The following is a 24952-nucleotide window of genomic DNA, read 5'->3' on the forward strand; positions in this document are numbered from 1 at the left end:
AACTACCCGGCTGACGCGCCCTTGTCACCTTCCCCCGGAGCCGCATCCGGCGTCGCGGCGTCCCTGGCGGCCGCGCCCAGGGGCTCGCCGTCGGCCTTACCCTCCATCCGGACAAGCATCTGGGCGGCCCGTCGGGCCGTGGCGCCGCCGTGCGGATTGCCCGCCACCGGCCCCAGCAGGTCGCGCGCGACCTGGTACTGCTTGGCGCGGATGAACAATCGCGCGGCGTTCGTGCGGATGGTCGCGTTCTGCGGCGCGATCATCGCGGCGCGGAGGGCGACGTTCAGGGTGTTCTCGGTCGGCTCGCGATCCAGCGACCGGCTCTCGGCATAGCCGTAGAGCGTCAGGTAGTTGTCGGGATCGACCTTGTGGGCTCGGCCCAGATAGCTCGCCGCCTCGGCGTAGACGGCCTTGGCCTTGTCGCGGCCGGCCGGATCGCGCGCCAGGCGCCGCGCCACGGCGAGCCGGCTGTAGGCCATGACCTGCAGCGTCTCGACGTCCTGCGGCCGCTCCTCGAGCAGGCTCTTGAGCAGCGCCTCGCCCTTGTCGCGGTCGCCGATCTCGCACTCGGCGCGGGCCAGCACCAGGCGGCTGTAATATTCGTCCGGGCGCTTGGCGGCCAGGTCGCGCACCCTGGCCAGCAGCTCCGGCGCCTCGGCCTTGCTGATCGACAGCTTCAGGCGCTGGGCGTCGAGGATCAGGTCGTCGGCCCCGGCCGGCAGGCGGGTGAAGGTGATCTCGGGGGCGGCGGCGGCGCGCGGGACCACGGCCCACAGGCTGAGCTTGCCGTTCATATAGGCCCGCAGCGCCTTTTCGAGCCCGGCGGCGTCCTGGCCGTAGACCTTGGTCCAGGAGGCCATCGGGTCGCCGCGGTCGCGGACCAGCTTCAGGTAGTCGTCCAGCTTGCCCCGGCGCTCGCGGTCGCTCCAGACATAGTGGGTCAGCAGCCAGGACTGGGCGTAGAAGGCCAGGACGTCGTCCTTGTCCAGCTGCGCGGGGCGCTTGGACAGCAGCACGTCCATCGGCACCCAGCGCGCGTTCAGCAGCGAATAGGCCCGGCCGCGACTGAAGTCGCCGATCTTGACGAGCTTCGGCTGCAGGTCGGCGGTCTTGTAATATTCCGCCAGGCCCTCGACCAGCCAGCCCGGATAGGCGTTGGGCAGGTACTGCATCATGAAATGGTGCGTGTATTCGTGCAGCACCGTGTCGTCGCCGTTGTTGCGGTCGTACTCGTCGTCGGCGCGGATCGCGACGACGAAGATGTCGTCCACGGCGGTCAGGTAGACGCCGCGCAGCAGCTCGTTGGCGTCGGGCATCACGCGCCGCAGCTGGCGATTGTTGGACAGCAGGTAGAGCGGCAGCTTGCGGGGCGTCTCGACGTCGGTCTTGCCGTGCAGCTGGCGCAGCACCCCGTCGAAGCTTTCCAGCATGGCCACGTAGCGCCGGACCAGGGCCTCGCTACGGTCGGAATAGACGATGAAGTGCGCGCTCTCGGCCCGCTGCCAGCGACCGGTCGCCTCGGGCGCGATGGCGGCGGCGGGCCTCGCGACCGCCGTATCCTGCGCCTGCGCGGCGCTCCACGCACTCAATGCGGCGGCCAGCACGACACCCAGGCTTACTCGACGAACAGACACGAACACCCCCACGCAATCCAACGTTGAACTAGGCCGAAAGCCCAGGCGCGGGCAAGCGCTCGCCGGCCCGAAACCTGGGAAACACAGCCCACTTTTGCGGGGGCGCCCCGCCTCAGCCGGCGGGCCGACGGTCGGCCTTGCCCTCCAGCGCCTTGAGGGTCTCGGCAGCCTGCCGGGCCGCCGCCCCGCCGTGGGGATTGCCTGCCACCGGGCCCAGCAGTTGCCGGGCTTCCCGGTATTGGCCGGCCTGGACGAAAAGCTGCGCGGCGCGCATGCGGATGGCGGGGTTCTGCGGCACGATCTCGACCGCGCGATAGATCACGTTCAGCGTGTTCTCGCTGGGCTCGGCCTCGAACGCCCGGGTCTCGGCATAGCCGTACAGGGTCAGGTAGTTGTCGCCGTCGGCCTTGTGGGCCCGCGCCAGGTACTTGCCGGCGTCGGCATAGAGGGCCTTGGCCTGGTCGGGATCGGCCTCGCGGGCGAGCGCCAGCCGGCTGTAGGCCATGACCTGCAGCGTCTCCAGGTCGTCCGGGCGTTCCTCGAGCAGGACCTTCAGGATCTTTTCGCCGGCCGCGCGGTCGCCGATCTCGCACTCGGTGCGGGCCAGCGCCAGACGGCTGTAATATTCGCCGGGACGCTTGGCGGCGATCCCGCGCACCTTGGCCAGCAGCGCCTTGGCTTCGTCCTCGTCCACCCCGGCCTTCAGCTGCTGGAGCTCGAGGATCAGGTCGTCGGCCCCGGCGGGCAGGCGGGTGAAGACGATCCGCGGCGGCGTCGGCTCGGCGCGCGTGATGGCCTGACCCGCCACCGGCTTGCGCATGTAGGACCTCAGATTGCGCTCCAGGGTCGCGGCGTCCTCGCCGAACACCGTGGTCCAGCTCTCCATCGGATCGCCGCCGGCGCGAAGGGCGGCGACATAGCCGGCGAGCTTTCCGGCGTGGCCCTTGTCGTTCCACAGATAGTGGGTCAGCAGCCAAGCCTGGGCGTAGTAGGCGTGGACGTCGTCGCGATCGATCTCGCTCTGCCGCTTGGACAGCAGGTCCTTCATCGGCGCCCAGCGGTCGGTCATCAGCGTATAGGCGCGGCCGGTGTTGAAATTGCCGATCGTGACCTTCCTGGGCTGCAGGTCGGCGGTCATGTAGTACTCGGCCAGCCCCTCGACCAGCCAGCCGGGATAGCCGTTGGGGAAGTACTGCATCATGAAGTGGTGCACGTATTCGTGCAGCACCACGTCGTCGCCGCGGGTGCGGGTGTCGACATCCTCGCGCATGGCCACGGCGAAGACGTCCTCGAGCGCGGGAATATAGACCCCGCGCAGGGTGTCCCCGGCCCCGGGATAGACCCGCTTCAGCTGGTAGCCGTTCGAGACCAGATAGACCGGCAGCTTGCGCGGGGTCTCGGCACCCACGCGTCCCTGCAGCATCCGCAGCACGCCGTCGAAGTCTTCCAGCATGACCACGTAGTCGCGCAGCAGCCGCTCGCCGCGATCGGAATAGACGACGAAATGCTCGCTTTCGGCGCGGATCCAGCGCCCCGGCGGGTCGGCGACCGGGGCGGCGGGCGCCTGGGCCAAGGCCGACGACGCGCCAGCGAAGACGCCCAGCGCCAACGCGCCGGCCGCCAGGTACTTGCGAAAAGCCACGATAATCCCCCGACACAACCCCGCATCGAGTTGAACGCGCCCGCTGAAGCTTGACAAGAGCGGGCTCACGAACGCGCGCCCCGCGAGCAAAAAGACCCTGTGAACTTTAGGGGTTTGGGGGCATTCTGACTCTGTCGCCGACGTTCGGCCCCCGAGAGCCGTCGGGGCGACGGAGGAAACCGACATGGCCCTGGCCGAAGACCCTCGCCGCCACATCCGCCACCGTTCCCCCCTTGGGCGCTCCTTGGGGCAAAGCACGCTCTGCCTGGGCACGGTCCTGGCGGGACTGGTGGTTCTCGCCCTCGCCCTGAACCTGCTGGCCGGCCTGCTGATCTAGCAGGACCAGCCGCGCGTCAGGCGGCCAGCCGACGCCAGACCTGGCGGTCGGCTTCCAGATTGGTCAGTTGGCCGGCCTTCTGACGCTGGTGCAGCGCGCCCATGACCTCGATGCCGATCTGGGCGTAGCGCACCTGCACCTGCTCGATCAGGCAGCCCCGGGCCGGGGCGATGAACAGAGCCGCGTTGATCTCCGGCGCCTTGGCGATGACCAGGGCGGCCAGGCGCTTGGCCTTCTCGACCTGCTTATGATGCAGCAGCGGCTCCTGGGCGTAGAGCTCCTTGCCCAGTTCGGCGACGAAGTTCAGCGACAGCGACGCGAAACGGTCGCGCGTCATCGGCGGCGACAGTTCGGCGGCGTCCAGGCTGAGCACGACGTCGTTCATCAAAAAGAGCATGGGTGGCTTGCGGGGGCTGCTATGAGACCTGTGACATCCTGCCGCGCCGGACTTTCGGTCTGGTTTAGCGGCAAGGTTAATGCTGTGGATCGTTGTAGAGAACTTCGATCCTTGGATCCGACGGCCGGAGACCGCCGCTCAGCCCTCGACCGACTCGGTGAGGAAGTGGCGACCCTCGCGGTCCTCGATCTCCACCACCCAGACGTCCGGGTCGATGCGGGCCGCGCGTTCGGCATAGGCGTCGAGGTCGGGTTCGAACTCCGAGCGGATCGGCTGCATCCACACCCGCTCGCCGTCGCCGCGGGTGGCCTCGCTGTAGAGCCGCACGGTTCCGGCCCGGCGATCGACAACCTTGACCAGCACCGCGCCGGCCCGGACGTCGCCCTTTCGAGCGACCATGGCGAAGGCGCCGCCCAGTTCGGCGCGGCGGATCAAAGCGCCCACCCAGAGATCCGTCGAAAGAAGCATCGCTAACCGAACCGCAACCAGGGGCGGCTAAGGTCCGCCCGAACATCCTCTCTCGCAGAATACGAGAAAATGGCCACCAAGAAGACTGCCGGCGCGCGAAAGCGGCGCTCGATGGCGACCGTGTTCGCCCTCGCGTCCCTGTGCGTCGCCCAGACGGCGGCCGCCACGCCCTCCGACCTTTTCTACGAACGCAGCCTGATGAGCGCCGCCGGCGCGCGCTGCGGCCTGTTCAGCCCGTCGCTGTCGGGCGCGCTGGATGCGGGCAAGGCCCAGGCCCGGGGCGCGGCCCTGCGCGCCGGCGCCAGCAGCGAGCAGCTGGACGGCGTGCAGCAGCGCGCCCACGCCAAGGCCGCCGCCGTGCCCTGCAATTCCAAGGACCTGGGCACGGCCGCCGGCCGGGTGCGCAAGGCCTTCGAAGGCTACGCCCTGCTGCAGCGGATGAACTATCCGGGCGACCGCGCCACCTGGCAGGCCGACCGCGCCAGCTCGGCGACCATTCCGTTCTGGCGGCTGTCGCAGCCCTCGACCTTCGGCGGCGACCGGCTGGTGTTCGGCCTGGCCGGCCGCAACATCGAACTGCTGGCCGTGGCGACCTTCGCCGATGGCGCCCGCCCCTACGCCGCGCGGCTGGTGATGCGCGACCCGACCCGCACCCAGGGGCCGTATCTGAAGGCCCGCAACGGCGGGGGCCTGGCCGACAACGCCGCCCCGCGCGCCGCCAGCCGGGTGTTCGGGGCCGAGACCCGCGATCCCGTCCCCGCCCCGACCCTGCTGCCGACCAGCGCCAAGACCGGCATGGCCTTCCGCTTCCCGCGCGAGGCCGGCGACGTCATCGCCCGGCTCGACCCGCGCGAGGCGATCACCATCGAGTTCGTGATCCAGGGCCGCGACGGCGGCGAGACCGTGCGCCGGGCCTATGTGGAAGTCGGCGACTTCGCCGCCGGCCGGGCCTTCCTGCGCGTCAGCTGACAGATTTGGGACCGCGCCGTTTGGCGTGAGACCAAGCGGGGGCCATATTGGCTCCATGCAGCGCGTCCGCGTCATCGACCTGGAGACCGCCGGGAACGGCCCGCACGACGTCTGCGAGATCGGCTGGCAGGACGTGGTGCAAGACGTCGGCGGCCAGTGGCGCGTCGACGACCAGCGCGGGTCCCGGCTGGTCAATCCGGGCCGTCCGATCTCGCCCGAGACCATGGCCGTGCACCACATCCTCGACGCCGACGTCGCCGGTGCGCCGTTCTGGAAGGACGCCGCGCCGGACGTGCTGCGGCCCGAAGGCGGCGTCGCGGCCCTGGCCGCGCACCGGGCCAGCTTCGAGCAGCGCTACTGCACCCCGAAGCTGGCCGGCGGCGCGCCGTGGATCTGCACCTGGAAATGCGCCCTGCGCCTGTGGCCGCACCTGACGAGCTTCTCCAACCAGATGCTGCGCTACCAGCGCATGCCGCAAGGTCTGGTCCACGAGCTGGGCCTGCCGGCCCACCGCGCCCTGCCCGACGCCTATGTCACCGCCCACCACCTGCGCGACATGCTGGGCGCGGCCTCGCTGGAGCAGTTGCTGGCCTGGAGCGACGAGCCGGGCCTGCTGCCCCGCGTGCCCACCGGCCCCCATCGCGGCAAGGCCTGGGACCAGCTCGACGGCGACGCCCTGCTGACCCTGGCCAAGGACCGCGACGTCAACCTGCGCTTCAGCGCCGAGACGGAACTGCGCCGCCGGGGGGATGCGGTGGAGGTCGCGCCGGCCGAACCCAAACAAGGGAAGCTGCTCTAAAGACTCTCTCTCTGAGAGAGAGGGTTCCAATTCTACCCCGCCTCGGACGGCGCCAGGCATTCGACCGGCTTGCCGCTGGCGACGTCCTCGCCGGGCTTGAGGTCGGAGACCAGGCCGTCGGTCATGCCTTTCGTCCACCATTGCAGGCCCTCGCCCACATAGCGGGCGCCGCTGGCCGACATGGCGACGGTGAGGGTGCGGGTCTTGCCGCCGTACTCGACGACGGCGGTCTTGTCGTCGGGATAGCGGGCCTTCAGCGCCTGGCCGTCGGCGCAGGCGTAGACGATCTCCTTGACGGCCGGGGCCGCGGGGGTCGCGGGAGCCGGGCTCTGGGCCAGGCCGTCGGGCGTCGGCGCGGGCTTGGGAGCCTCGGTCTTCTTCTCGCAGGCGGCCAGGGCCAGCACGGCCAGGCCGGCGACGAACAGCGGGCGGATCATCGGCAAGCTCCCCGAAAGCGAAGGTTCGACGAGGCTATAACGTCGGCTGGCCGACCTTCGTTGCCGATCACTCGCCGTCGCGATCGGCCTTCAAGCGCGCGCTTTCGGTCTTCAGCGGCTTGGACACCGGGCAGACCTCCTGGACGAAGTCGTTCAGCGTGTTGACCAGGCTGTCGCGCACCAGGCTGTAGTGCACGAACTGGCCACGCTTCTCGCTGGTCACCAGGCCCGCCGCCTCCAGGATAGACAGGTGCTGCGACACCGCCGGCTTGGAGATTTCGAAACGCGAGGCGATCTCGCCCGCCGTCAGGTCGGCATGGGCCAGATAGGCCAGGATCTTGCGCCGGACCGTCGACGACAGGGCTTCGAAAACACGCTGCATGAAGGGATATTTAAGCGCTTCGCTAATCGCTTGCAAATTAGCGATGAGGTATTTAAGGAATAGCTTACACGAAAGGAACACCCCGTGCGGCTTTCCGAACCCGATCCGGCCCAGATCATCAGCGCCCTGTTCATCGGCGGCTTCGTCGGCGCGGCGCTGACCAGCGCGGCATTGATGGCGCTGGCCGCGGTCCCCTTCCTGATCTCCGGCCAGTTGGTCGCCGCCGCCGCCGCCCTGGGCGTGGGGCTGATGTCGGCCCCGTTCAGCCTGATCGTCTGGATGGCGGGGATGGTGCTGATCGGCGCGCCGTTCTGGGCCCTGCTGCACGTTCTGAAGATCCGCTCGCCGCTGGCCGGAACGATCCTCGGCGCGGTCCTGGTCTTCGCCATCTCGACCAGCGCGCTGCTCTCCCTAGGGTCGTTCGAAGCATCCCCCGGGCTCTGGCCCTTCACGGCCAGCCTGACGATCATCGGCGCGATAGCCGGCCGGACGGTGGCGCGCACGGCCTATGAAAGGGACGCCCCGCGATGAGCGACCATCACGACGACCCCTACGCCGTCCACTCCATCGCGCCGGACGCGGGCGGCGACGCCGCCGGCGGCCGGGTGGTCTGGGCCCCGGCGACCTCGCTCTGGCAGGGCCTGATGCTGGCCGGGACCCTGGCCGCCCCCTTCTTCTTCAACTGGAGCGCCCTGGCGGTCTTCGTGCTGACGACCGGCGCCACCCTGCTGGTCGGCCACTCCGTCGGCTTCCACCGACGGCTGATCCACGGCAGCTTCCAGAGCCCGCGCTGGCTGGACTATCTGATGATGTGGCTGGGCACGCTGGTGGGCATGAGCGGGCCGCTGGGCATGATCGCCGCCCACGACCTGCGCGACTGGGGCCAGCGGCAGGCGACCTGCCATCCCTACCTCTCCAACCGCGCCGGCTTCTGGACCGACTACGCCTGGAACCTGCACGGCCGGCTGGTGCTGGACGCCCCGCCGCGCCAGGAGATCCCGCCCCGTATCGCGGGTGAGCGGTTCTATCGCTTCCTGGAGCGAACCTGGATGCTGCAGCAGGTTCCCCTCGCGCTGGTTCTGTTCGCCCTGGGCGGCTGGCCGTGGCTGCTGTGGGGCGTGGCGGCGCGGGTCTGCGTGTCGGTGACCGGCCACTGGTACGTCGGGCGACTGGCCCATCGCACCGGGCCGCAGAGCTGGCTGGTCGAGACCTCGGGCGTCCAGGCCCACGACGTGCCCTGGGCGGCGATCCCGACCATGGGCGAGGCCTGGCACAACAACCACCACGCCTGGCCCGGCTCGGCCCGCATCGGCCTCTATCCCGGCCAGGCCGACTGGGGCTTCGCGCTGATCCGCCTGCTGGAGCGGCTGGGCCTGGCCTGGAACGTGCGGACGCCGGAAACCCTGCCGGAAAGGCCGGAACTGGCGCGGGCTTGACCCCCTCAGTCGCTTCGCGACAGCTCCCCCAGAGGGGGAGCATCTGGGCCGCAGATCCTCCCCCTCTGGGGGAGGTGGCCCGGAGGGCCGGAGGGGGTCAGCGCCCCGCCGTGACGATGGCCTTCCAGACCGCCAGGGCCTGGCTCATCTCGCGCACGTCGTGGACGCGGACGGCCTCGACGCCGCAGTCGGCGCCGTGCAGGTGGACGGCGAGCGAGCCGCCCAGGCGGTCGCGGGCGTCCTGGGCGCGGGGGTCAATGGCGGCGATGAAGCGCTTGCGGCTGGCGCCCAGCAGCACGCGGTAGCCCAGGGCCACGAAGCGCGGCAGGGCCGACAGCAGGGCCAGGTTGTGAGCCGGCGTCTTGCCGAAGCCGATGCCGGGATCGAGCCAGATCTTCTCGCGCTCGACGCCGGCGGCCATGGCGGTCAGGGCGCGGGCCAGCAGGAAGGCCTCGACCTCGGCGACGACGTCGTCGTAGCGCGGCTCGTCCTGCATGGTTCCCGGCTCGCCGCGCATGTGCATCAGGATGACGTCGCAGCCCAGCTCGGCGGCGACCTCGGGGGCGTCGGGGGCGAAGCGCAGGGCCGCCACGTCGTTCCAGATGTCGGCCCCGGCGGCGACGGCGGCGCGGGCCACGCCGGGCTTCATGGTGTCGATCGAGATCGCCGCGTCGCTTTCGGCGCGGATGGCGCGGATCAGCGGAACGACGCGGGCGATCTCCTGCGCCTCGGACACCGGGGCCGCGCCGGGACGGGTGCTCTCGCCGCCGATGTCGAGGATGGTCGCGCCGTCGTCGATCAGCCGGCGGGCGTGGGACAGGGCGGCGGCGGGATCGAAGAACCGGCCGCCGTCCGAGAAGCTGTCGGGCGTGACGTTGACCACGCCCATGACGCGCGGGACGGCATGGATCATGGGCGGGGTTTAGCCCCCCGGGCCCGTCCCGTCACCAGCCGATGCGCCTGCCGGCCGACGCCCCTACCAACCGATGAAGGTGGTGAAGTCGTCGATCATCGAGGTCCAGACGCCGAAGTCATCCTCGAGCACGGCCGTGGTGCGGCCGGCGTTGATGTTGACGTCGTACTGGACGTAGGGGTCGCCTTCGTCGTCGATATAGGCCTTCAGATAGCGGTTCTGGCGGTTCCACTCGTTGATCTTGGCCGCCGACATCGGCTGCTTCAGGTCGAAGCTGGCGGCGAACTGCAGGGCCTTGCAGCGCGGCTTGGCGGTGCAGTCGTAGAAATAGACGGTGAAGTTCACGCCGCCGGCGGCGCTCTTGATCATCGGGTCGCCGGTGTCGTCCTTGGTCAGCTCGGCCTTGTAGCCGGCGTCCTGCAGCCACTTGGCGACCTCGGGACCGGTCATGCCGTCGGCGTGGATGTCGCCGGGCGCCGCGAAAGCAGCCCCAGGGATGAAGAGAGGGGTGGTCGCGACCAGGGCTCCGGCCATCAGGCCCAGCATCGACGTCTTCATGCACGTTCCCTTGCGTTTCAACTCCGAAGGGAAGCTGTACCACCCCCTCGCCGGGGAAGACCAGAACGGGGCCGCAAGGAAGCCGTGGACGATCAGGACAGAGGCGCATGGCGCAAAACAAAAGCCGGACCCGACGAGCGGATCCGGCTTTCGCGGTTTCGAAGGTCGGTCAGGACCCTTAGGCGGTGACGCCCGTGGGCGAGACCGGCACCGAAGCGACGGGACCCGTCGGCTTCTTTTCCTCGGTCTCCTCGCGGATGGGCGCGACGCCCTTGGTGACGCCGATGATCTCGTCGCCGCTCAGGGTCTCGAACTCCAGCAGGGCCTTGGCGACCGAGTGCAGGTCTTCCAGCTTCTCGGTCAGGATCCGGCGGGCGTCGTCCTCGCCGCCCTTCACCAGGCGACGGACCTCGGCGTCGATCTTGACCATGGTGTCGGGCGAGACGTTCTGGGTGCGCGCGACCGAGTGGCCCAGGAAAACCTCTTCCTGGTTGTCGCCGTAGGCCACGGTGCCCAGTTCGTCGGAGAAGCCCCAGCGGGTGACCATGTTGCGGGCCAGGTTGGTGGCCGCGCTGATGTCGCTCGACGCGCCCGAGGTGATCTTCTCCTTGCCGAAGATCAGTTCCTCGGCCACGCGGCCGGCCATCATGATGGCCAGACGCGAGGTCATCATGTCGTAGCTCATCGAGTAGCGGTCGCCTTCCGGCAGCTGCATGACCATGCCCAGGGCGCGGCCGCGCGGCACGATGGTGGCCTTGTGGACCGGGTCGGCGACCGGGACGTTCAGGGCCACCAGGGCGTGGCCGCCCTCGTGATAGGCCGTCAGCTTCTTCTCGTCCTCGCTCATGGCCATCGAGCGGCGCTCGGCGCCCATCATGACCTTGTCCTTGGCGTACTCGAAGTCGTGCATGGTGACCATGCGGCGGTTCTTGCGCGCGGCGGTCAGGGCGCCTTCGTTGACCAGGTTGGCCAGGTCCGCGCCCGAGAAGCCGGGGGTGCCGCGGGCCAGGGTCTTGACGTCGACGTCGGCGGCCAGCGGCACGTTCTTCATGTGCACGCGCAGGATCTTCTCGCGACCGGCGACGTCGGGGTTGGGCACCACGACCTGGCGGTCGAAGCGGCCCGGACGCAGCAGGGCCGGGTCCAGAACGTCGGGACGGTTGGTGGCGGCGATCAGGATGATGCCTTCGTTGGCCTCGAAGCCGTCCATCTCGACCAGCAGCTGGTTGAGGGTCTGCTCGCGCTCGTCGTTGCCGCCGCCCAGGCCGGCGCCGCGATGGCGACCGACGGCGTCGATTTCATCGATGAAGATGATGCAGGGGGCGTTCTTCTTGGCCTGCTCGAACATGTCGCGCACGCGGCTGGCGCCGACGCCGACGAACATCTCGACGAAGTCCGAACCGGAGATGGTGAAGAACGGCACGCCGGCTTCACCCGCCACGGCGCGGGCGATCAGGGTCTTGCCGGTGCCGGGAGGGCCGACCAGCAGGGCGCCCTTGGGGATCTTGCCGCCCAGGCGCTGGAACTTGGCCGGGTCCTTCAGGAAGTCGACGACCTCCTGCAGTTCTTCCTTGGCCTCGTCCACGCCGGCGACGTCGTCGAACAGCACGCGGTTCTTGTTCTCGGTCAGCAGGCGGGCCTTGGACTTGCCGAAGCCCATGGCGCCCTTGGTGCCGCCCTGCATCTGGCGCATGAAGAAGATCCACACGCCGATCAGCAGCAGGATCGGCAGCATGTTCAGGAACAGGCCCAGCACGTTGAACTTGTTGGGGTCCTGGATCTGGATGTCGGCGTTGCGCGCCTCCAGCCGCTTGATCAGGTCGTCGTTGTTGGCCGGCGCGTTGACGACATAGGTCGTCTTGCCGTCGGCGGCCGTGACCTTGACCTGCTGACCATTGATCTCGGCCTTCTTGACCTGGCCGTTGTCGATGTTCTTCAGCAGCTGCGAATAGGTGGCGCCGCCATCGCGATGCACCGGGCTGCTCTGCCGCATCACGCTGTAGGCCATGATCAGAACGAACACGATCCCCAGCCAGATGGCCACATTCCTCAGATTCATACGCGTCGTCTTCCCAAAGCTAGCGCTCGTCGACCCAAGATAGGACGACTGAGGGCGTTTCGCCACGCGCGCGATATCAGGTCGCAGGTTCTTGATCGATGAAGCCGGTCGCGGCCTCGAACCTTTCCCGGATCAGCACACGCACGCCGACCGCGCTATCCCTTGCAAGGACCGGGCTAGAAGCGGCGCCGCCGGGCGAGATCGCGACCGGAAGCACCGGCCGGACGGTCGCGGGAAAATTCTTCAGGACCCGGCGTTCCTCGACCGGAAGGCGGTTCGCTAGCCCCCCGAGCGCGCGGATCGCGACCGGCTCGCGCGCGGTGACGAGATAGCGGCCGTCCCAGACGGCGGTCTCGCCGGCGGCCAGGTCGAGGGCCGGCAGCCCCCCTCTCCTCGCCTCGCCCGCCTCGCGGACGAAGAGGACGCCGCCCTCGTCGGCGACGATGCGGGCCCCGGCCAGGGTGGCGACGAAGGTCTCGCCGCGCGCCAGCCGCTCGACCAGCCGCGCCAGGCGATCGCTGCGCGGCGGCGTCGTGGAGCCGGCCGCGCACAGGCAGGCTGCGGCGACCTGGGCGGCCGAGGCGCCGCGCGGCAGGCGCAGGGCGTGCTCGCCCTCGACGGCGATGGCTGCGGCGAGGTCGTCGACGGCCGCCGGCGGCGGCGCGGCGTCTTCGCCGGCCAGGGCGGCGCGGGCGCGCGCCCGGGCGTAGCGCGGGTCGGCGTTGGCGGGATCCTCCAGCCAGGCCTCGCCCCGCTCGGCCAGGAAGGCGCGCAGGGCCTCGCGCCGGACGTCGAGCAGCGGCCGCAGCAGGAAGACGCCCCGCCCTTCCGGCCAGACGGGCGACGGCGCCCAGGCGCGGGGATCGGGGGTGGTCGAGCCCTCGGCCCGCATGCGCGCGGCCTCGGCCCGGTCGTCGGCGGTATGGCCCAGCAGCAGGACGCTCGCCCCGGCCTCGCGGGCGGCCTGCGCCAGCAGGGCGTGGCGGGCGGCGCGGGCGGCGGCGGGCAGGCCGGTCGAAGGCTTGTCGCCGCCCCAGTGCAGGGCGCGGGCGTCCGCCCCCAAGGCCCGGGCCTTGGCCACGGCGTCGGCGGTCCAGGCCTTGCTGGCGGGGTTGAGGCCGTGGTCGACGCTCAGGGCCAGGACCGGCCGTCCGCGCGAGGCCGCCCAGTCGAGCGTCAACCGCAGCAGGGCCAGGCTGTCGCTGCCGCCGGAAAAGCCGACGGCCAGGGGCGTTGTCGCCCCCGGCCGCAGACGCCGCTCCAGGACGGCGGCGAAGGCTCTGGAAAGGTCGCGCTCGCCGATCAGGCCGCGCACTTGGCCTGGACGCGGGTGCTCTTGGCCTTGCTGACCACGTCGGCCGGTGCCTTCGGATAGCGCTTGGTCAGCTCGTCCAGGGTGCGGCAGGCGTCGGCCGGCTTCTTCAGGGCGATCAGCGCGCGCGACAGCTTCAGCACGGCGTTGGGCGCCCAGCTGGTCTGCGGCCAGCCGCGCACCGCGCCCAGATAGGAACCGGCCGCGTCGCCATAGGCCTCGCGCACGAACTGGGTCTCGCCCAGCCAGTAGCGGGCCTCGGGCGCCTTGGCGTCGTCGGGATAGGTGCCGACGAAGCTGTTGAAGGCGCCTTCCGCGCCGGCGTAGTCGCCATCGAGGAGCAACTGCCGGGCCTGCTTGAAGGCGGTCGCCGGATCGGCGGGGGGCGGCGGAGGCGGCGGCGGGATCTGGGCCGCGGCGGCCGCGGCGGCGGCGGTCTCCAGCGTCGTGATCTTGCCTTCCAGCGCGGCCAGACGCTGCTCCAGCTGGTCGGCGCGGGTCTTCTGGCCGTCCGAGGCGCGACGGGCCACGTCGATGTCGTGGGTCAGGGTCTCGTTCTGGCCGTTCATCCGCTGGATGGTCTGCTCCAGGTCGGTGATGCGGTCGTTGAGCGCGGCGATCTGGGCGTCGGTCTCGGCGGTCTGCACGACCACCGGCTTGCCGGTGTCGCGCCCCTGGAAGACGATCGCCCGCAGCTCGCGAACGACCTTCTCCATCTTCTCGATGCGCTTGGCCGAACGGTCGTCCAGCGGATCGGGCATCGGCGTCTGGGCCAGGGCCGGCGCGGCGGCGGCGATCATCAAGGCGGAGGCGAGGAGCGCGGATTTCAGCTTCATGTCGACGATTATGCCCTGGTTGCGGACAAAAGTGCGGCCGGAAAGTTAGGAGCAGACGGAAAGAAGGCCCTCCCCCGGCGTGCGGAGAAGGGCCTTCGATCGGTCAGCCGAGAGGCTTAGCGCGCGCCGTCGGTGATGGCGGTGCGGGCGTTACGGTTCTTGGCCCAGGCGGTCTCGTCGGTGCCCGGATCCAGCGGACGCTCCTTGCCGAACGAGATCGTCTCGATGCGCGAGGCGGCGACGCCCTGGCCGATCAGGAACTCGCGGACGGCGTTGGCGCGACGGGCGCCCAGGGCCAGGTTGTATTCGCGGGTGCCGCGTTCGTCGGCGTTGCCTTCGATGCGGACGCGGACCGACTGGTAGCGGTTCAGCCACTGGGCCTGGCCGGCCAGCACGGGCTGGGCGTCGGCGCGGACCGAGTATTCGTCGGTGTCGAAATAGACGCGGTCGCCGACATTGACGACGAAGTCCTGGATGGTGCCCGGCAGCGGGCCTTGCGGAACCGGGTCCTGCGGCGGCAGCGGCGCGGGCTGCTGCGGCTGGGCCGGCTGGGTCGGCGGAGCCACGGGTTCAGCCGGACCAGCGGGCTTCGGGCGCGACGTACAGGCGGCCAGCGAAGCGACCGCCAGGCCGATCAGCGCCAGTCGGGCGGCGCCCTTGGTGTCGAAGCTCATCCAGTATCTCCTCAAGTCTAGGTACGGCCTGGGTTCAAAACTCTTACCGGCGCTGCTCTTGCTCCGCCCCGCAAAAACGTTCCCTGGACCTCACAATGGCGTCAGTTGGACGCTGTTCCACCTCGTTTCACCTAGCGGGTGAATGGCGGATGAACAGCCACGCTCCAACGCGCCGGGTCTGTGGAAAGTTGCGAAACCTTCGCGTTTCTCAGCTCCGAAGGGGTAAAATCAGTCCAGAAGCGGCGACCAGGCGGGGTCGGACGCCGCGCCCGGATAGGCGGCCGGACGCAGGATGCGGCCGGTGATGTCGACGGTCCAAAGACGCGGATTGCCGGCGCTGCCCTCGCGGAAGAACATCAGCACCCGCCCGTTCGGCGCCCAGGTCGGGCCTTCGTCCAGATAGCTGGTGGTCAGCAGGCGCTCGCCGCCGCCGTCCACGGCCATGACGCCGATGTGGAACTGGCCGCCGGTCTGCTTGGTGAAGGCGATGTAGTCGCCGCGCGGGCTCCAGACAGGCGTCGTGTAGCGGCCGCCGCCATAGGAGATGCGGCGCACGCCCGAGCCGTCGGCGTTCATCACATAGAGCTGGGCCTGGCCGCCGCGGTCGGAGTTGAAGACGATCTTGCTGCCGTCCGGCGAGAACGACGGCGAGGTGTCGATGGCCGGGTCGGTGGTGATGCGGGTCGACTGGCGGGTGCGCAGGTCCAGCACGTAGATGTCGCTGTTGCCGCCCTTCTCGACCGAGAAGGCCACCTTCTTGCCGTCGGGCGAGAAGCGCGGGGCGAACACCATGCCGGGGAAGCGGCCCACCGTCTCCTGGCGGTTGGTCTGCAGGTTCAGCAGGTAGATGCTCGACCCCGTCGGCCGCAGGGCCATGTAGGTCAGCTCCTGGCTGGTGGCCGAGAAGCGCGGGGTCATCACGATCGACGAGCCGTCGGTGATGTACTGCGGGTTGGCGCCGTCCTGGTCCATGATGCCCAGGCGCTTGACGCGGGCCAGCTTCGGGCCGCTTTCGGCGACGAAGGCCACGCGGGTGTCGAAATAGCCCTTCTCGCCGGTCAGGCGCTCATAGACCGCGTCGCTGATCTTGTGGGCCACCCGGCGCCAGTTCTCGGCCGTCGAGGTGAACTGCAGGCCCAGCAGCTGCTGCTGGCTGAAGGTGTCCCACAGGCGGAAGTCGACGCGCAGCGAGCCGTCGGCGCCGACCGTCACCTGGCCGTTGATCAGGGCCTGGGCGCCGGTGGCCTGCCAGTCGGGGAAGCGCGGCTGGACGTTGACGTCGGCCAGCTTGTCGGTGACGCCGCCGACGTTCAGCGGCTGGAACAGGCCCGAACGCTCGAGATTGCCGCTGATGACCTGGGCGATGTCGGCGCCGCGCTGGGCGCCGGCGAAGGCCGGGATGGCCACCGGCATCGGCTTGACCGCGCCCTTGTCGATGTCGATCTCGATCTGGGCGGCGGCCACGCCCGGCAGGGCGGCGGTCGCGGCGAAGCCGGCCAGGGCCAGGCTCATGGCCAGGAGCGGCATGGCGAGGCGGCGCTTGACGCTCTGGGCGGGGGCGCTGGCGGTCATCGTCGGGCTTCCTTCCAAGTTGGTGTTCGTTGTCGTTCGCGGCTCAGGTCCGATCGACAATCAGGCTCGGTGCGTGGCCCTTGTCCTTCGACAAGCTCAGGATGAGGACCAATTTCAGGCTCGGCGGCGGAAAAACCTCATCCTGAGCCTGTCGAAGGACGAGGTTTTCATCTCAGACCCCTAACGCGCGGCGCAGGCGTCGCGCGCCTTGAAGTTCAGGGTGAGCTGCTGGTTGTAGTAGTCGGGCGGCAGGCCTTCGAACGGCGCCGACTGATAGACCGCGCGGATCGCCCGCTCGGCCTCGGTGCGCACGATGGTGTCGCCGGCGTTCTCGGCGCCGCCGGCGGTGACCTGGCCGGCCACGCGGCCGTTCGGGGCCAGCTTGAAGCTGAGCTTGATCTGCATCGAACCACCGCCCACGACCTCGCAGTTGGGGTTCCAGCGCCGCTGGATCTCGTCCTTCATGCCGCTGATGGCGGCCGCCTGCAGGGCCGTCATCTGGCCGGCGCCGGGGCGGGCCTGGGCGGCGGTCTCGGCGCGGTTGGTCTGGCCCTGCGGCGCCGACGAGTTCGGCTTGCCGGCCGGCTTGGCCGTCTTCGACAGGGTCTTTTCCATCGACGAGAAGAAGTCGGCCTCCGGCTTGGCGGGCGTCGGCTTCTGCGGCGTGGGCTTCTGCGGCTGCGCCGGCTTGGGCGTCGGGGTCGGCGACGGCTTGGGCGGAACCGGAGCGGGCGCGGGCTTGGGCGTCGGCTGCGGCTTGGGCGGCGCGGGCTGTGGGATAGGCGCGGGCGTCGGGGCCGGCGGCTGCGGCGTGGCGTCGGGCACGGGCTCGATCGCCTCGGCCGGCTGCTCGACCGGGTCCTCGATGGCCGGGCGCACGTTGGTGGGGCCCTCGGTGACGATGGTCACCGGCACGCTCTCGCCGATGACGATCGGCTTGGAGGTCTTCCACGGCCAGCCGATCATCACCGCCGCCACGACCAGGCCGTGGAGGACGACGGAGCCGACCAGCGCCGGCGACAGGTTGTTGCGTTCCTCGCGCATCAGCCGTCGGGGTTCCCTATTGCGCCGGACGCAGGTCGCCCGCGCCGACCGGCTGGGCGTCCTGCGGCGCGGCGCCCGAGTCGGGGCCGCCGGTGTCGGTCAGCAGGTTGATCTTGGTGAAGCCGGCCTTCGACAGGGCGGCCATCACCTGGGCGACCACCTCGTAGGGAGCCTTGCCGTCGGCACGCACATAGATCGGCTTGTCGGTCGTATCGCCGGCCTTGGCCGTGACCACGGCGGCGAAATCGGCGAACGGGGCCTGGTCCTCGCCGATGAACACCGCGCCGTCGTGGCGGACCGACACGGTGATCGGCTCCTGCTCGTTCTTCAGGGCGCCGGCCTCGGTCTTGGGCAGTTCGAGCTCGACGCCCGAGGTCAGCAGCGGGGCGCTGATCATGAAGATGATCAGCAGCACCAGCATCACGTCGACCAGCGGCGTGACGTTGATCTCGGACAGGGCGCCCTTGCCGCGCCGGCGGCGACGGCGGCCCCGGCCGCCGCCCGAGGTGGCGAAGGCGTCGTTCGAAGACATCGCCATCGGATCAGACCCGCTCGCTCAGGCGACGCTGGATGGCGGTGGACAGGTCGTCGGCGAAGTTCTCCAGGCGGCCGGCGTACTTGCCCGCGTCGGTCGAGAACTTGTTGTAGGCGATGTAGGCCGGGATGGCGGCGATCAGGCCGATGGCCGTGGCGAACAGGGCTTCGGCGATCGACGGGGCGACGACGGTCAGCGAGGTGTTCTTGGCCGCGGCGATGCTCTGGAAGGCGTGCATGATGCCCCACACCGTGCCGAACAGGCCGATGAACGGCGAGGCGGTGGCGACGATGGCGAGGCTCCCCAGGCCCTCTTCGGCCTTGGCGCTTTCGCGGGCGATCTGGGTGTCGAGCACGCGGTCGATGCGCTGGCTCAGCAGGGCCACCTGGCCCTCGCTCTGCACGCCCTTGGCCTTGGCTTCGCGCCATTCCTTCAGCGCCGCCTGCAGCATGCGCGGCAGGGCGTGGCGCGGGTTCGACCCGGCCTCGCCGGCGACGTCCTCCAGCGAGCGGCCCGAACCGACCTGCTCCTCGAAGCGGTCGGCGGCGCGGTTGAGGGCGGAAAAGCGGAACAGCTTGTCGAGGATCACGGCCCAGGAGCCCAGCGAAGCGAGGATCAGCCCGATCATCACCAGCTTGACCACCCAGTCGGCGTTCAGGAACAGCGTGATGAAGGAGAAGCTTTCGGGGCTGGCGGCGGCGTCCATGCGGGATCCTGTTCCGTTGGGGCGTCAGTCTAGGGCGCGTCAGGCGAAGTGTGTGCGGTCGCCCGCCTGGATGCGCCCCAGGCTCATAAGTGATTGGTCAGCGCCTTACTGCATGAAGCGGCGCAATGTTGAAACTATGACATTGGTTGCAGGCGGCCCATTTTTCACCAACCGGCGATCTTCCCCGCGATCTGCATTGTCCGGCGGGCGCCGTCAGCCTTCGCCCTCGCCATCGGCCGGCGCCAGCCAGGGCGCCACCTTGGCGGTCATCTCGGCCGAGGGCTTGCGGGGACGGCCGTCCAGCGTGATGCAGACGGCCTCGACATTGGCGGCGCAGACCAGCTCCTCCCCCCGCGTGATCCATTGCCGAGCCAGAAGGCGCACGCCCTTGATCCGGTTCCACACCGTGTGCACCACCAGGGCGTCGTCGACCCTTGCAGCGCGTTTGAAGTCGATCTCCATGCGGGTGATGGCGAAGGCCGTGTCGATCGCCGCCAGCTCGGTGTGCGACACCCCGATCATCCGGAAGAAATCGCTGCGCCCGCGCTCGAAATAGCGCAGGTAGTTGGCGTGATAGACGATCCCCGAGAAGTCGGTGTCCTCGTAGTAGATCCGGACGGGCAGCTGGTGCTCGGTCCCGACGAAGACGCCGGCTGTGGGGATCGGTTCCTGGCTCATCAGGGTCTCTTTTCAGCCGTTTCGGTCGGCGGCGCGAGGCAGGTTTCGCATTATTCGCGCCGCTCCTCCACCGGACCGCCCTTCAGCGCCTGCTGGGCGTGGGCGATCAGGAGCAGGCGCTCGTCGCGGTAGGCGTAGTTGGAGAAGACCGCCGCATAGAGACCCCAGCCGCCCAGGAACAGGCACCACAGCACGAACAGGATCACATGGACGGCTGTCAGGCCGCCGGCCGCCGCCGCCATCGGGCCAAACACCAACCAGGCCGACAGGGCGGCCATGAGCGCGAGGCCGATGCTCAGCAACTGAGGGAAACGCTTACTTGGCGACCGCATCCGGCAGATAAGCAGCGTTCCATCACCGTCGGCGACCCAATCGATCCGCAGCGGAATCGGCGCGTATCCCTGACGCTCGCAGCGATAGATCCTGGCCCAATCCAGGCCGACCTGACCAAGCACCGTTCCGATCCGGGTCTCTTCCGGACCGCCGACGCTGGCCGCCAGACGCTCCCGCGCGACCTGCGGCGGGAACGGCGCGCGGAAACGCCAGGCGACGCTGTCGGTCGCCTTGGCCCTAATCATCCCCGAACAGCCCGCCCTGGCTCGGCGACGGAGCGGCGGGCGGGTTGAGGCCCAGGTGCAGATAGGCCTTGCCGCAGGCCATGCGGCCGCGCGGGGTGCGCTGGATGAAGCCCTGCTGCATCAGGTAGGGCTCGATCACGTCTTCCACGGCGTCGCGGGCCTCGGCGATGGCGTAGGCGATGGTCTCCACCCCCACCGGACCGCCGCCATAGTGCTCGATCATGGCCCGCAGGTAGCGGCGGTCGAGGCTGTCGAGGCCGCTCTCGTCGACCTCGAGCCTCGCCAGGGCCATGGCCGCGGCCTTGCGGTCGATGACCTCGGCGCCGTCGGCGGTGGCGAAGTCGCGCACCCGGCGCAGCAGGCGGCCGGCGACGCGCGGCGTGCCGCGGGCGCGCTTGGCGATCTCGTCGGCGCCGTCTTCGGACAGCGGCGCGTTCATCTTGCGGGCGGCGTGCAGCAGCACGTGGCGCAGCTCGCGCGGGGTGTAGAACTCCAGCCGCACCGGAATGCCGAAGCGGTCGCGCAGCGGCGTCGCCAGCATGCCGGCCCGGGTGGTCGCCGCCACCAGGGTGAAGGGGGCCAGATCGATGCGGATCGAGCGGGCCGACGGCCCCTCCCCGATCACCAGGTCGAGCACGTGGTCCTCCATCGCCGGATAGAGGATCTCCTCGACATTGGACGACAGCCGGTGGATCTCGTCGATGAACAGGACGTCGTTCGGTTCGAGATTGGTCAGGATCGCCGCCAGGTCGCCGGGCTTGTTCAGCACCGGGCCGGAGGTGGCGCGGAAGTTCACGCCCAGCTCGCGGGCGACGATCTGGGCCAGGGTGGTCTTGCCCAGGCCCGGCGGGCCGAACAGCAGTACGTGGTCGAGGGACTCGCCCCGGCCCTTGGCCGCCTCGATGAAGATCCGCAAATTGGCCTTGGCCTGCTCCTGGCCGACGAACTCGGCCAGGGTCTGGGGCCGCATGGCGCGGTCGGTCGCGCCGGGGATCTGCTCGCCGTGCTGGGCTTCGCCGGAGATGATGCGGGTCATTGGGCGCAGGCCCCCTCAGTCGCTCCGCGACAGCTCCCCCAGAGGGGGAGCATCTTGGCGGCGGCGCCAAACGAGATCCTCCTCCCTTGGGGGAGGTGGCCCGGAGGGCCGGAGGGGGTGACGCAGGCCCTCATCGCCCCAACTCCTGCAGACCCGCCTTGATCAGCGCCTGGACGGACGCCTCCTCGCCCAGCTTCGCCGCGGCGGCCTCGACCACGCGGCGAGCGTTCACCTCGGCGACGCCCAGGCCCATCAGGGCGGCGACGGCGTCGCCGGTGGCGGCGGGCTTGGCGGGAGCGGACGGCGCTGCGGCGGCCGAGGGCGCGGCGGTCAGCACCGGGCCGTCGGTGATCGGCTTGCCCTTCAGCTCGGTGACGATGCGCAGGGCCAGCTTGGGACCCACGCCGTTGGCGCGGCCGACGGCGGCCTTGTCCTCGCGGGCCACGGCCGAGGCCAGTTCGGCGGGCGACAGCACGTCGAGCACGGCCATGGCGGCCTTGGGGCCGACGCCCTGGATCGCCTGCAGCAGCACGAAGGCCCGGCGGTCGTCGCGGGTGAGGAAGCCGTAGAGCCGCAGGCCCTGGCTTTCACTCCACTGGCTCTCGATGTGGAGCAGCGTCTCCTCACCCAGGGCCGGCAGGCGCTGGAGGGCGCGCTGGCCGCAGCGGACGAGATAGCCGACGCCCATGACGTCGATCAGGGCCTCTTCCTCGCCGACCTCGGCGACGGCGCCGCGCAGGCGACCAATCATGCGACTCTCCTCGCCGTGCGGGCGTGGGCGTGGGCGATGGCGACGGCGAGCGCGTCGGCGGCGTCGGCCGTCGGCGAACCGGCGGTCGGCAGCAGGCGGGCGATCATGAAGGCGACCTGGGCCTTGTCGGCCGCGCCGGTGCCCACCACCGCCTTTTTGACCACGGGAGCGGAATATTCGGCCACCAGCAGCCCGGCGCGGGCCGGGGCGATCATCGAGGCGGCGCGAGCGTGGCCCAGCTTCAGCGTCGACTGGGCGTTGGTGTTGACGAAGGTCTCTTCCACCGCCGCCTCGTCGGGGGCGTGCTGATCGATCACCGCGCAGACGCCTTCGAACAGGGTCAGCAGCCGGTCGGAGAAGGCCGCCTTCTCGTCGGGAACGATGACGCCGTGGGCGATGTGGGTGATGCGCGAGCCGGCCACGCCGATCACGCCCCAGCCGGTGCGGCGGAGGCCAGGATCGAGGCCGAGGATGCGCAAGGGGCGATTCGCGTTCATCATGTGTTCTCGCAGTGTCGCCGGTTCCTGTCGCCAGGAAAAGCCGCGTCATCCTTAAGCACGGGTTAACGCCAGGCCCCGGTTTTCGCGCATGTGGCTTGCGCGCGGACGCGAAGCCCGCTCCTGTTCCGGCCACGTTTTGCGACACTTGAAGGTCGGACCATGCGCCTGAAGGCCCTTTTCGCCACCACCGCGGCCCTCGCCGCCCTGCCCGTTATCGCGCACGCCCAGCCCACGCCCGGCCCGCAGGTCACGCCGCGCCCCGACCAGACGGCCTTCCGGGCGCTCTACAAGGAGCTGGTCGAGATCGACACGACGCTCTCCAAAGGCAGCTGCACCGCCGCCGCCGAGGCCATGGGCGCGCGCCTGAAAGCGGCCGGCTATGCCGACGCCGACGTGCAGGTGGTGGTCGAGCCCAAGCATCCGCGCGAAGGCAGCCTGGTCGCCGTGCTGCGCGGGAGCGATCCGAAGTCCAAGCCGATCCTGCTGCTGGCCCATATCGACGTGGTCGAGGCCAAGCGCGAGGACTGGACGCGCGACCCGTTCACCCTGGTCGAGGAGAACGGCTACTTTTACGGACGCGGCACGTCGGACGACAAGGCCCAGGCCGCCATCTGGGCCGACACCCTGGTCCGCCTCAAGCAAAGCGGCTTCAAGCCCAGGCGCGACATCAAGATGGCCCTGACCTGCGGCGAGGAGAGCGAGGGCTACAACGGCATCGAGGACCTGGTGAAGAACCACCGTCCCCTCATCGACGCCGAGTTCGCGTTGAACGAAGGCGCCGACGGCATGCTGGACGAGACCGGCAAGGCCGTGGTGCTCGAGGTGCAGGCCGGCGAGAAGGTCTATCAGGACTTCACCCTGACCGTGACCAACCCCGGCGGCCACTCCAGCCGCCCCGGCCCGGCCAACGCCATCTACCAGCTGTCGGCGGCGCTCGACCGCATCGGCGCCTATCAGTTCCCGACCCGCTTCAACGACGCCACGCGCGGCTACTTCACCCAGATGCAGGGGCGCGTGCCGGCCGATCAGGCCGCGGCGATGAAGGCCCTGGTGGCGAACGTCGCCGATCCCGAGGCCCTGGCGGTGATCACCAGGGACGCCGGCTGGAACTCGATGCTGCGCACCACGTGCGTCGCCACCATGGTCAGCGCCGGCCACGCGCCCAACGCCCTGCCCCAGCGCGCCACGGCCAACGTCAACTGCCGCATCCTGCCGGGCACGCCGGTCGACGAGGTGAAGGCCAAGCTGACCGAACTGGCCGCCGATCCGGCCGTCGCCGTCACCCTGGCCCACGAAGCCAAGCCCGCCTCGCCGCCCCCGGCCCTGACGCCGGCCATCATGGGTCCGATCCAGAAGGAAGCCGCCAAGCTGTGGCCCGGCGTGCCGATCGTGCCGATCCTGCTGACCGGCGCCACCGACGGCGTGCACACCAACGCCGCCGGCATCCCGACCTACGGCGTCAGCGGCCTGTTCGGAAACTCCGATGGCGACGGCGTGCACGGCCTCAACGAGCGCATGCGCGTGAAGTCGCTCTATGACGGGCGGGACTTCCTCTACGCGCTGGTCAAGGACTACGCGGGCGGGAAGTAGCGGTTCTCACCTAAGATCGTCATCCCGGGCGAAGGCGCGCGAAGCGCGCCGCAGACCCGGGACCCAGGGGCCACCGCACTGCACCCGCCCCTGGGTCCCGGCTCTCCGCTTCGCTGCGGCCGGGATGACGAGCAATGGGGATTTTACGGAGCGGGCTTTACGCCCCCGCCATCTCCACCCAGCCGAACAGGGCCTTGAGGATCAGCGCCCGCACCGCCGGCGCGTCCACCGAGACGCAGACCTCGGCGTTGGGCTCGCCCTCGATGCGTTCGATGCGGCCCTGGCGCTCGCCGTCCAGCACCACGCGCAGGCGGGCCGGCTCGAAGGTGAAGGCTTCGGGGGAAACGAGGCTGGCGGCGGCGACGGCGTCGTGAGGGTGGCAGCCTTCCGCGCCCCAGGCCTTCTGGTGGAAGGCGATGTAGGGACCGGCCGCGCGGGTCAGGCGGGCTGACAGCGGGCTGCCGCAGCAGCGCGCGCCGCTGTCGAGCTCGGCGGCGGTGATCGTCACCAGGCTGGTGACGTCCAGCGGCACGAGACGCGGCTTGACCCCGGCCTCCAGCACCCGGGCCAGGGCCTCGGGATCGCTCCAGCTGTTGAAGTCGGCGCCGCCGGCGGCCTTGCCCTGCACGGAAAAGGCCCCGGCCATGATGGTCGGCGACCAGCCGCGGAAGGCGGCCGGATCGTCCAGCAGGCCCAGGGCCATGTTTGTCAGCGGCCCCAGGAACAGCCCCTTCACCCGCCGGCGCGCCAGGAAGGCCAGCAGGCTGACCCCATGGCCACGATCCAGCTCCGGCAGCTTCCAGCGCTGGGAGAAGCCCGCGCCGTTCAGGCCGTCGATGCCGTGGGCCGGCCGCATCCGCTCGACCCGCCGCCGGGCCAGGCCCGCGCCGGCGCCGATATAGACCTCGGCCGGACAGCCCGCGAGGCGCAGCACCCCGCGCGCATTGGCGGCGGCCTGGTCGACATAGGTGTTGCCGAAGACGGCCGAGACGGTGCCCACCTCGACGATGTCGCGGGCTCGCGCCAGCAGCGCCAGGGCGAGAGCGTCGTCCACGCCGCAGTCGGTGTCGATGTGCAGACGAAGCGCCATGGCCCGATCATAGCTCATA

General features: G+C 70.1%; 28 protein-coding genes. 5 read left to right on the forward strand and 23 right to left on the reverse strand.

The window, feature by feature from the left end:
- Window positions 1–2: 2 nt before the first annotated feature.
- From AC07N1_RS05705 to AC07N1_RS05720, 4 genes are all read right to left on the reverse strand, one after another.
- Window positions 3–1634 (reverse strand): peptidase MA family metallohydrolase, encoded by a 1632-nt coding sequence (locus tag AC07N1_RS05705; protein ID WP_494670927.1) that lies wholly within the window; start codon window positions 1632–1634, stop codon window positions 3–5.
- 112 nt (window positions 1635–1746) lie between these two features.
- Window positions 1747–3276, reverse strand: a complete 1530-nt coding sequence (locus AC07N1_RS05710; protein WP_494670928.1) for a tetratricopeptide repeat protein — start codon at window positions 3274–3276, stop codon at window positions 1747–1749.
- A gap of 353 nt (window positions 3277–3629) precedes the next feature.
- Complete coding sequence (locus tag AC07N1_RS05715) at window positions 3630–4010, reverse strand: hypothetical protein (protein ID WP_494670929.1); 381 nt, start codon at window positions 4008–4010, stop codon at window positions 3630–3632.
- Window positions 4011–4148: 138 nt separating this feature from the next.
- Window positions 4149–4478 carry a DUF1491 family protein gene (locus tag AC07N1_RS05720; protein ID WP_494670930.1) on the reverse strand — a complete coding sequence of 110 codons (330 nt, stop codon included), beginning with the start codon at window positions 4476–4478 and terminating at the stop codon, window positions 4149–4151.
- Between the two features lie 69 nt (window positions 4479–4547).
- Between AC07N1_RS05720 and AC07N1_RS05725 the strand changes: the two genes are divergently transcribed.
- Both AC07N1_RS05725 and AC07N1_RS05730 read left to right on the forward strand, forming a co-directional pair.
- A complete protein-coding gene (locus AC07N1_RS05725; protein WP_494670931.1) occupies window positions 4548–5447 on the forward strand; it encodes a hypothetical protein in 900 nt (299 codons plus the stop codon).
- A gap of 55 nt (window positions 5448–5502) precedes the next feature.
- The gene (locus AC07N1_RS05730; RefSeq protein ID WP_494670932.1) at window positions 5503–6246 is read left to right on the forward strand and encodes an exonuclease domain-containing protein; all 744 of its coding nucleotides are present in this window, start codon (window positions 5503–5505) and stop codon (window positions 6244–6246) included.
- A 32-nt stretch (window positions 6247–6278) separates the two neighbouring features.
- Here the strand turns inward: AC07N1_RS05730 and AC07N1_RS05735 are convergent, their stop codons facing one another.
- Window positions 6279–6683, reverse strand: a complete 405-nt coding sequence (locus tag AC07N1_RS05735; RefSeq protein ID WP_494670933.1) for an MliC family protein — start codon at window positions 6681–6683, stop codon at window positions 6279–6281.
- Window positions 6684–6750: 67 nt separating this feature from the next.
- Window positions 6751–7065, reverse strand: a complete 315-nt coding sequence (locus AC07N1_RS05740) for a metalloregulator ArsR/SmtB family transcription factor (RefSeq protein ID WP_494670934.1) — start codon at window positions 7063–7065, stop codon at window positions 6751–6753.
- Between the two features lie 84 nt (window positions 7066–7149).
- Between AC07N1_RS05740 and AC07N1_RS05745 the strand changes: the two genes are divergently transcribed.
- Together AC07N1_RS05745 and AC07N1_RS05750 are read left to right on the forward strand one after the other, a co-directional pair.
- Window positions 7150–7596, forward strand: coding sequence for a hypothetical protein (locus tag AC07N1_RS05745; protein ID WP_494670935.1), 447 nt, complete (start codon window positions 7150–7152; stop codon window positions 7594–7596).
- The gene (locus AC07N1_RS05750; protein WP_494670936.1) at window positions 7593–8501 is read left to right on the forward strand and encodes an acyl-CoA desaturase; all 909 of its coding nucleotides are present in this window, start codon (window positions 7593–7595) and stop codon (window positions 8499–8501) included. Before AC07N1_RS05745 ends, AC07N1_RS05750 begins: the two co-directional genes overlap by 4 nt.
- A 97-nt stretch (window positions 8502–8598) precedes the next feature.
- On the opposite strand, the gene folP is transcribed toward AC07N1_RS05750, so the two are convergent.
- From folP to ruvC, 15 genes are all read right to left on the reverse strand, one after another.
- On the reverse strand, window positions 8599–9414 hold the full coding sequence (gene folP, locus AC07N1_RS05755; RefSeq protein WP_494670937.1) for a dihydropteroate synthase: 816 nt from the start codon (window positions 9412–9414) through the stop codon (window positions 8599–8601).
- A 63-nt stretch (window positions 9415–9477) separates the two neighbouring features.
- Window positions 9478–9972 carry a YbjN domain-containing protein gene (locus AC07N1_RS05760; RefSeq protein WP_494670938.1) on the reverse strand — a complete coding sequence of 165 codons (495 nt, stop codon included), beginning with the start codon at window positions 9970–9972 and terminating at the stop codon, window positions 9478–9480.
- A 178-nt stretch (window positions 9973–10150) separates the two neighbouring features.
- On the reverse strand, window positions 10151–12031 hold the full coding sequence (gene ftsH / locus AC07N1_RS05765; RefSeq protein ID WP_494670939.1) for an ATP-dependent zinc metalloprotease FtsH: 1881 nt from the start codon (window positions 12029–12031) through the stop codon (window positions 10151–10153).
- Between the two features lie 76 nt (window positions 12032–12107).
- On the reverse strand, window positions 12108–13337 hold the full coding sequence (gene tilS / locus AC07N1_RS05770) for a tRNA lysidine(34) synthetase TilS (protein WP_494671069.1): 1230 nt from the start codon (window positions 13335–13337) through the stop codon (window positions 12108–12110).
- Complete coding sequence (gene ybgF, locus AC07N1_RS05775) at window positions 13334–14179, reverse strand: tol-pal system protein YbgF (protein WP_494670940.1); 846 nt, start codon at window positions 14177–14179, stop codon at window positions 13334–13336. Before ybgF ends, tilS begins: the two co-directional genes overlap by 4 nt.
- 116 nt (window positions 14180–14295) lie before the next feature.
- Window positions 14296–14868: a peptidoglycan-associated lipoprotein Pal gene (gene pal / locus AC07N1_RS05780; protein ID WP_494670941.1), complete on the reverse strand. Its 573-nt coding sequence runs from the start codon at window positions 14866–14868 to the stop codon at window positions 14296–14298.
- 213 nt (window positions 14869–15081) lie between these two features.
- Window positions 15082–16380, reverse strand: a complete 1299-nt coding sequence (gene tolB / locus AC07N1_RS05785) for a Tol-Pal system beta propeller repeat protein TolB (protein WP_494671070.1) — start codon at window positions 16378–16380, stop codon at window positions 15082–15084.
- Between the two features lie 225 nt (window positions 16381–16605).
- The gene (gene tolA, locus AC07N1_RS05790) at window positions 16606–17469 is read right to left on the reverse strand and encodes a cell envelope integrity protein TolA (protein WP_494670942.1); all 864 of its coding nucleotides are present in this window, start codon (window positions 17467–17469) and stop codon (window positions 16606–16608) included.
- Between the two features lie 16 nt (window positions 17470–17485).
- Window positions 17486–18007: an ExbD/TolR family protein gene (locus tag AC07N1_RS05795; RefSeq protein WP_494670943.1), complete on the reverse strand. Its 522-nt coding sequence runs from the start codon at window positions 18005–18007 to the stop codon at window positions 17486–17488.
- Window positions 18008–18011: 4 nt separating this feature from the next.
- Complete coding sequence (tolQ, locus tag AC07N1_RS05800; protein WP_058347191.1) at window positions 18012–18710, reverse strand: protein TolQ; 699 nt, start codon at window positions 18708–18710, stop codon at window positions 18012–18014.
- Window positions 18711–18923: 213 nt separating this feature from the next.
- Window positions 18924–19388, reverse strand: coding sequence for a YbgC/FadM family acyl-CoA thioesterase (locus tag AC07N1_RS05805; protein ID WP_494670944.1), 465 nt, complete (start codon window positions 19386–19388; stop codon window positions 18924–18926).
- 50 nt (window positions 19389–19438) lie between these two features.
- Window positions 19439–19966 carry a hypothetical protein gene (locus AC07N1_RS05810; protein WP_494670945.1) on the reverse strand — a complete coding sequence of 176 codons (528 nt, stop codon included), beginning with the start codon at window positions 19964–19966 and terminating at the stop codon, window positions 19439–19441.
- Window positions 19959–21002, reverse strand: a complete 1044-nt coding sequence (ruvB, locus tag AC07N1_RS05815; protein WP_494670946.1) for a Holliday junction branch migration DNA helicase RuvB — start codon at window positions 21000–21002, stop codon at window positions 19959–19961. The genes AC07N1_RS05810 and ruvB overlap by 8 nt, the downstream gene beginning before the upstream one ends.
- A gap of 130 nt (window positions 21003–21132) precedes the next feature.
- Entirely contained in the window at window positions 21133–21753 is a 621-nt protein-coding gene (ruvA, locus tag AC07N1_RS05820) for a Holliday junction branch migration protein RuvA (RefSeq protein ID WP_494670947.1), read from the reverse strand.
- Window positions 21750–22265 carry a crossover junction endodeoxyribonuclease RuvC gene (ruvC, locus tag AC07N1_RS05825; protein ID WP_199228340.1) on the reverse strand — a complete coding sequence of 172 codons (516 nt, stop codon included), beginning with the start codon at window positions 22263–22265 and terminating at the stop codon, window positions 21750–21752. The genes ruvA and ruvC overlap by 4 nt, the downstream gene beginning before the upstream one ends.
- A 147-nt stretch (window positions 22266–22412) precedes the next feature.
- Here ruvC and AC07N1_RS05830 point away from each other — a divergent pair, with 147 nt between their 5' ends.
- On the forward strand, window positions 22413–23843 hold the full coding sequence (locus tag AC07N1_RS05830) for a M20/M25/M40 family metallo-hydrolase (protein ID WP_494670948.1): 1431 nt from the start codon (window positions 22413–22415) through the stop codon (window positions 23841–23843).
- Window positions 23844–23862: 19 nt separating this feature from the next.
- On the opposite strand, the gene AC07N1_RS05835 is transcribed toward AC07N1_RS05830, so the two are convergent.
- Window positions 23863–23985, reverse strand: coding sequence for a hypothetical protein (locus AC07N1_RS05835; protein WP_494671071.1), 123 nt, complete (start codon window positions 23983–23985; stop codon window positions 23863–23865).
- 15 nt (window positions 23986–24000) lie between these two features.
- Entirely contained in the window at window positions 24001–24933 is a 933-nt protein-coding gene (locus tag AC07N1_RS05840) for a nucleoside hydrolase (protein ID WP_494670949.1), read from the reverse strand.
- Window positions 24934–24952 lie beyond the last annotated feature (19 nt).

This window comes from Caulobacter sp. GW821-FHT09B11, from assembly GCF_059418205.1.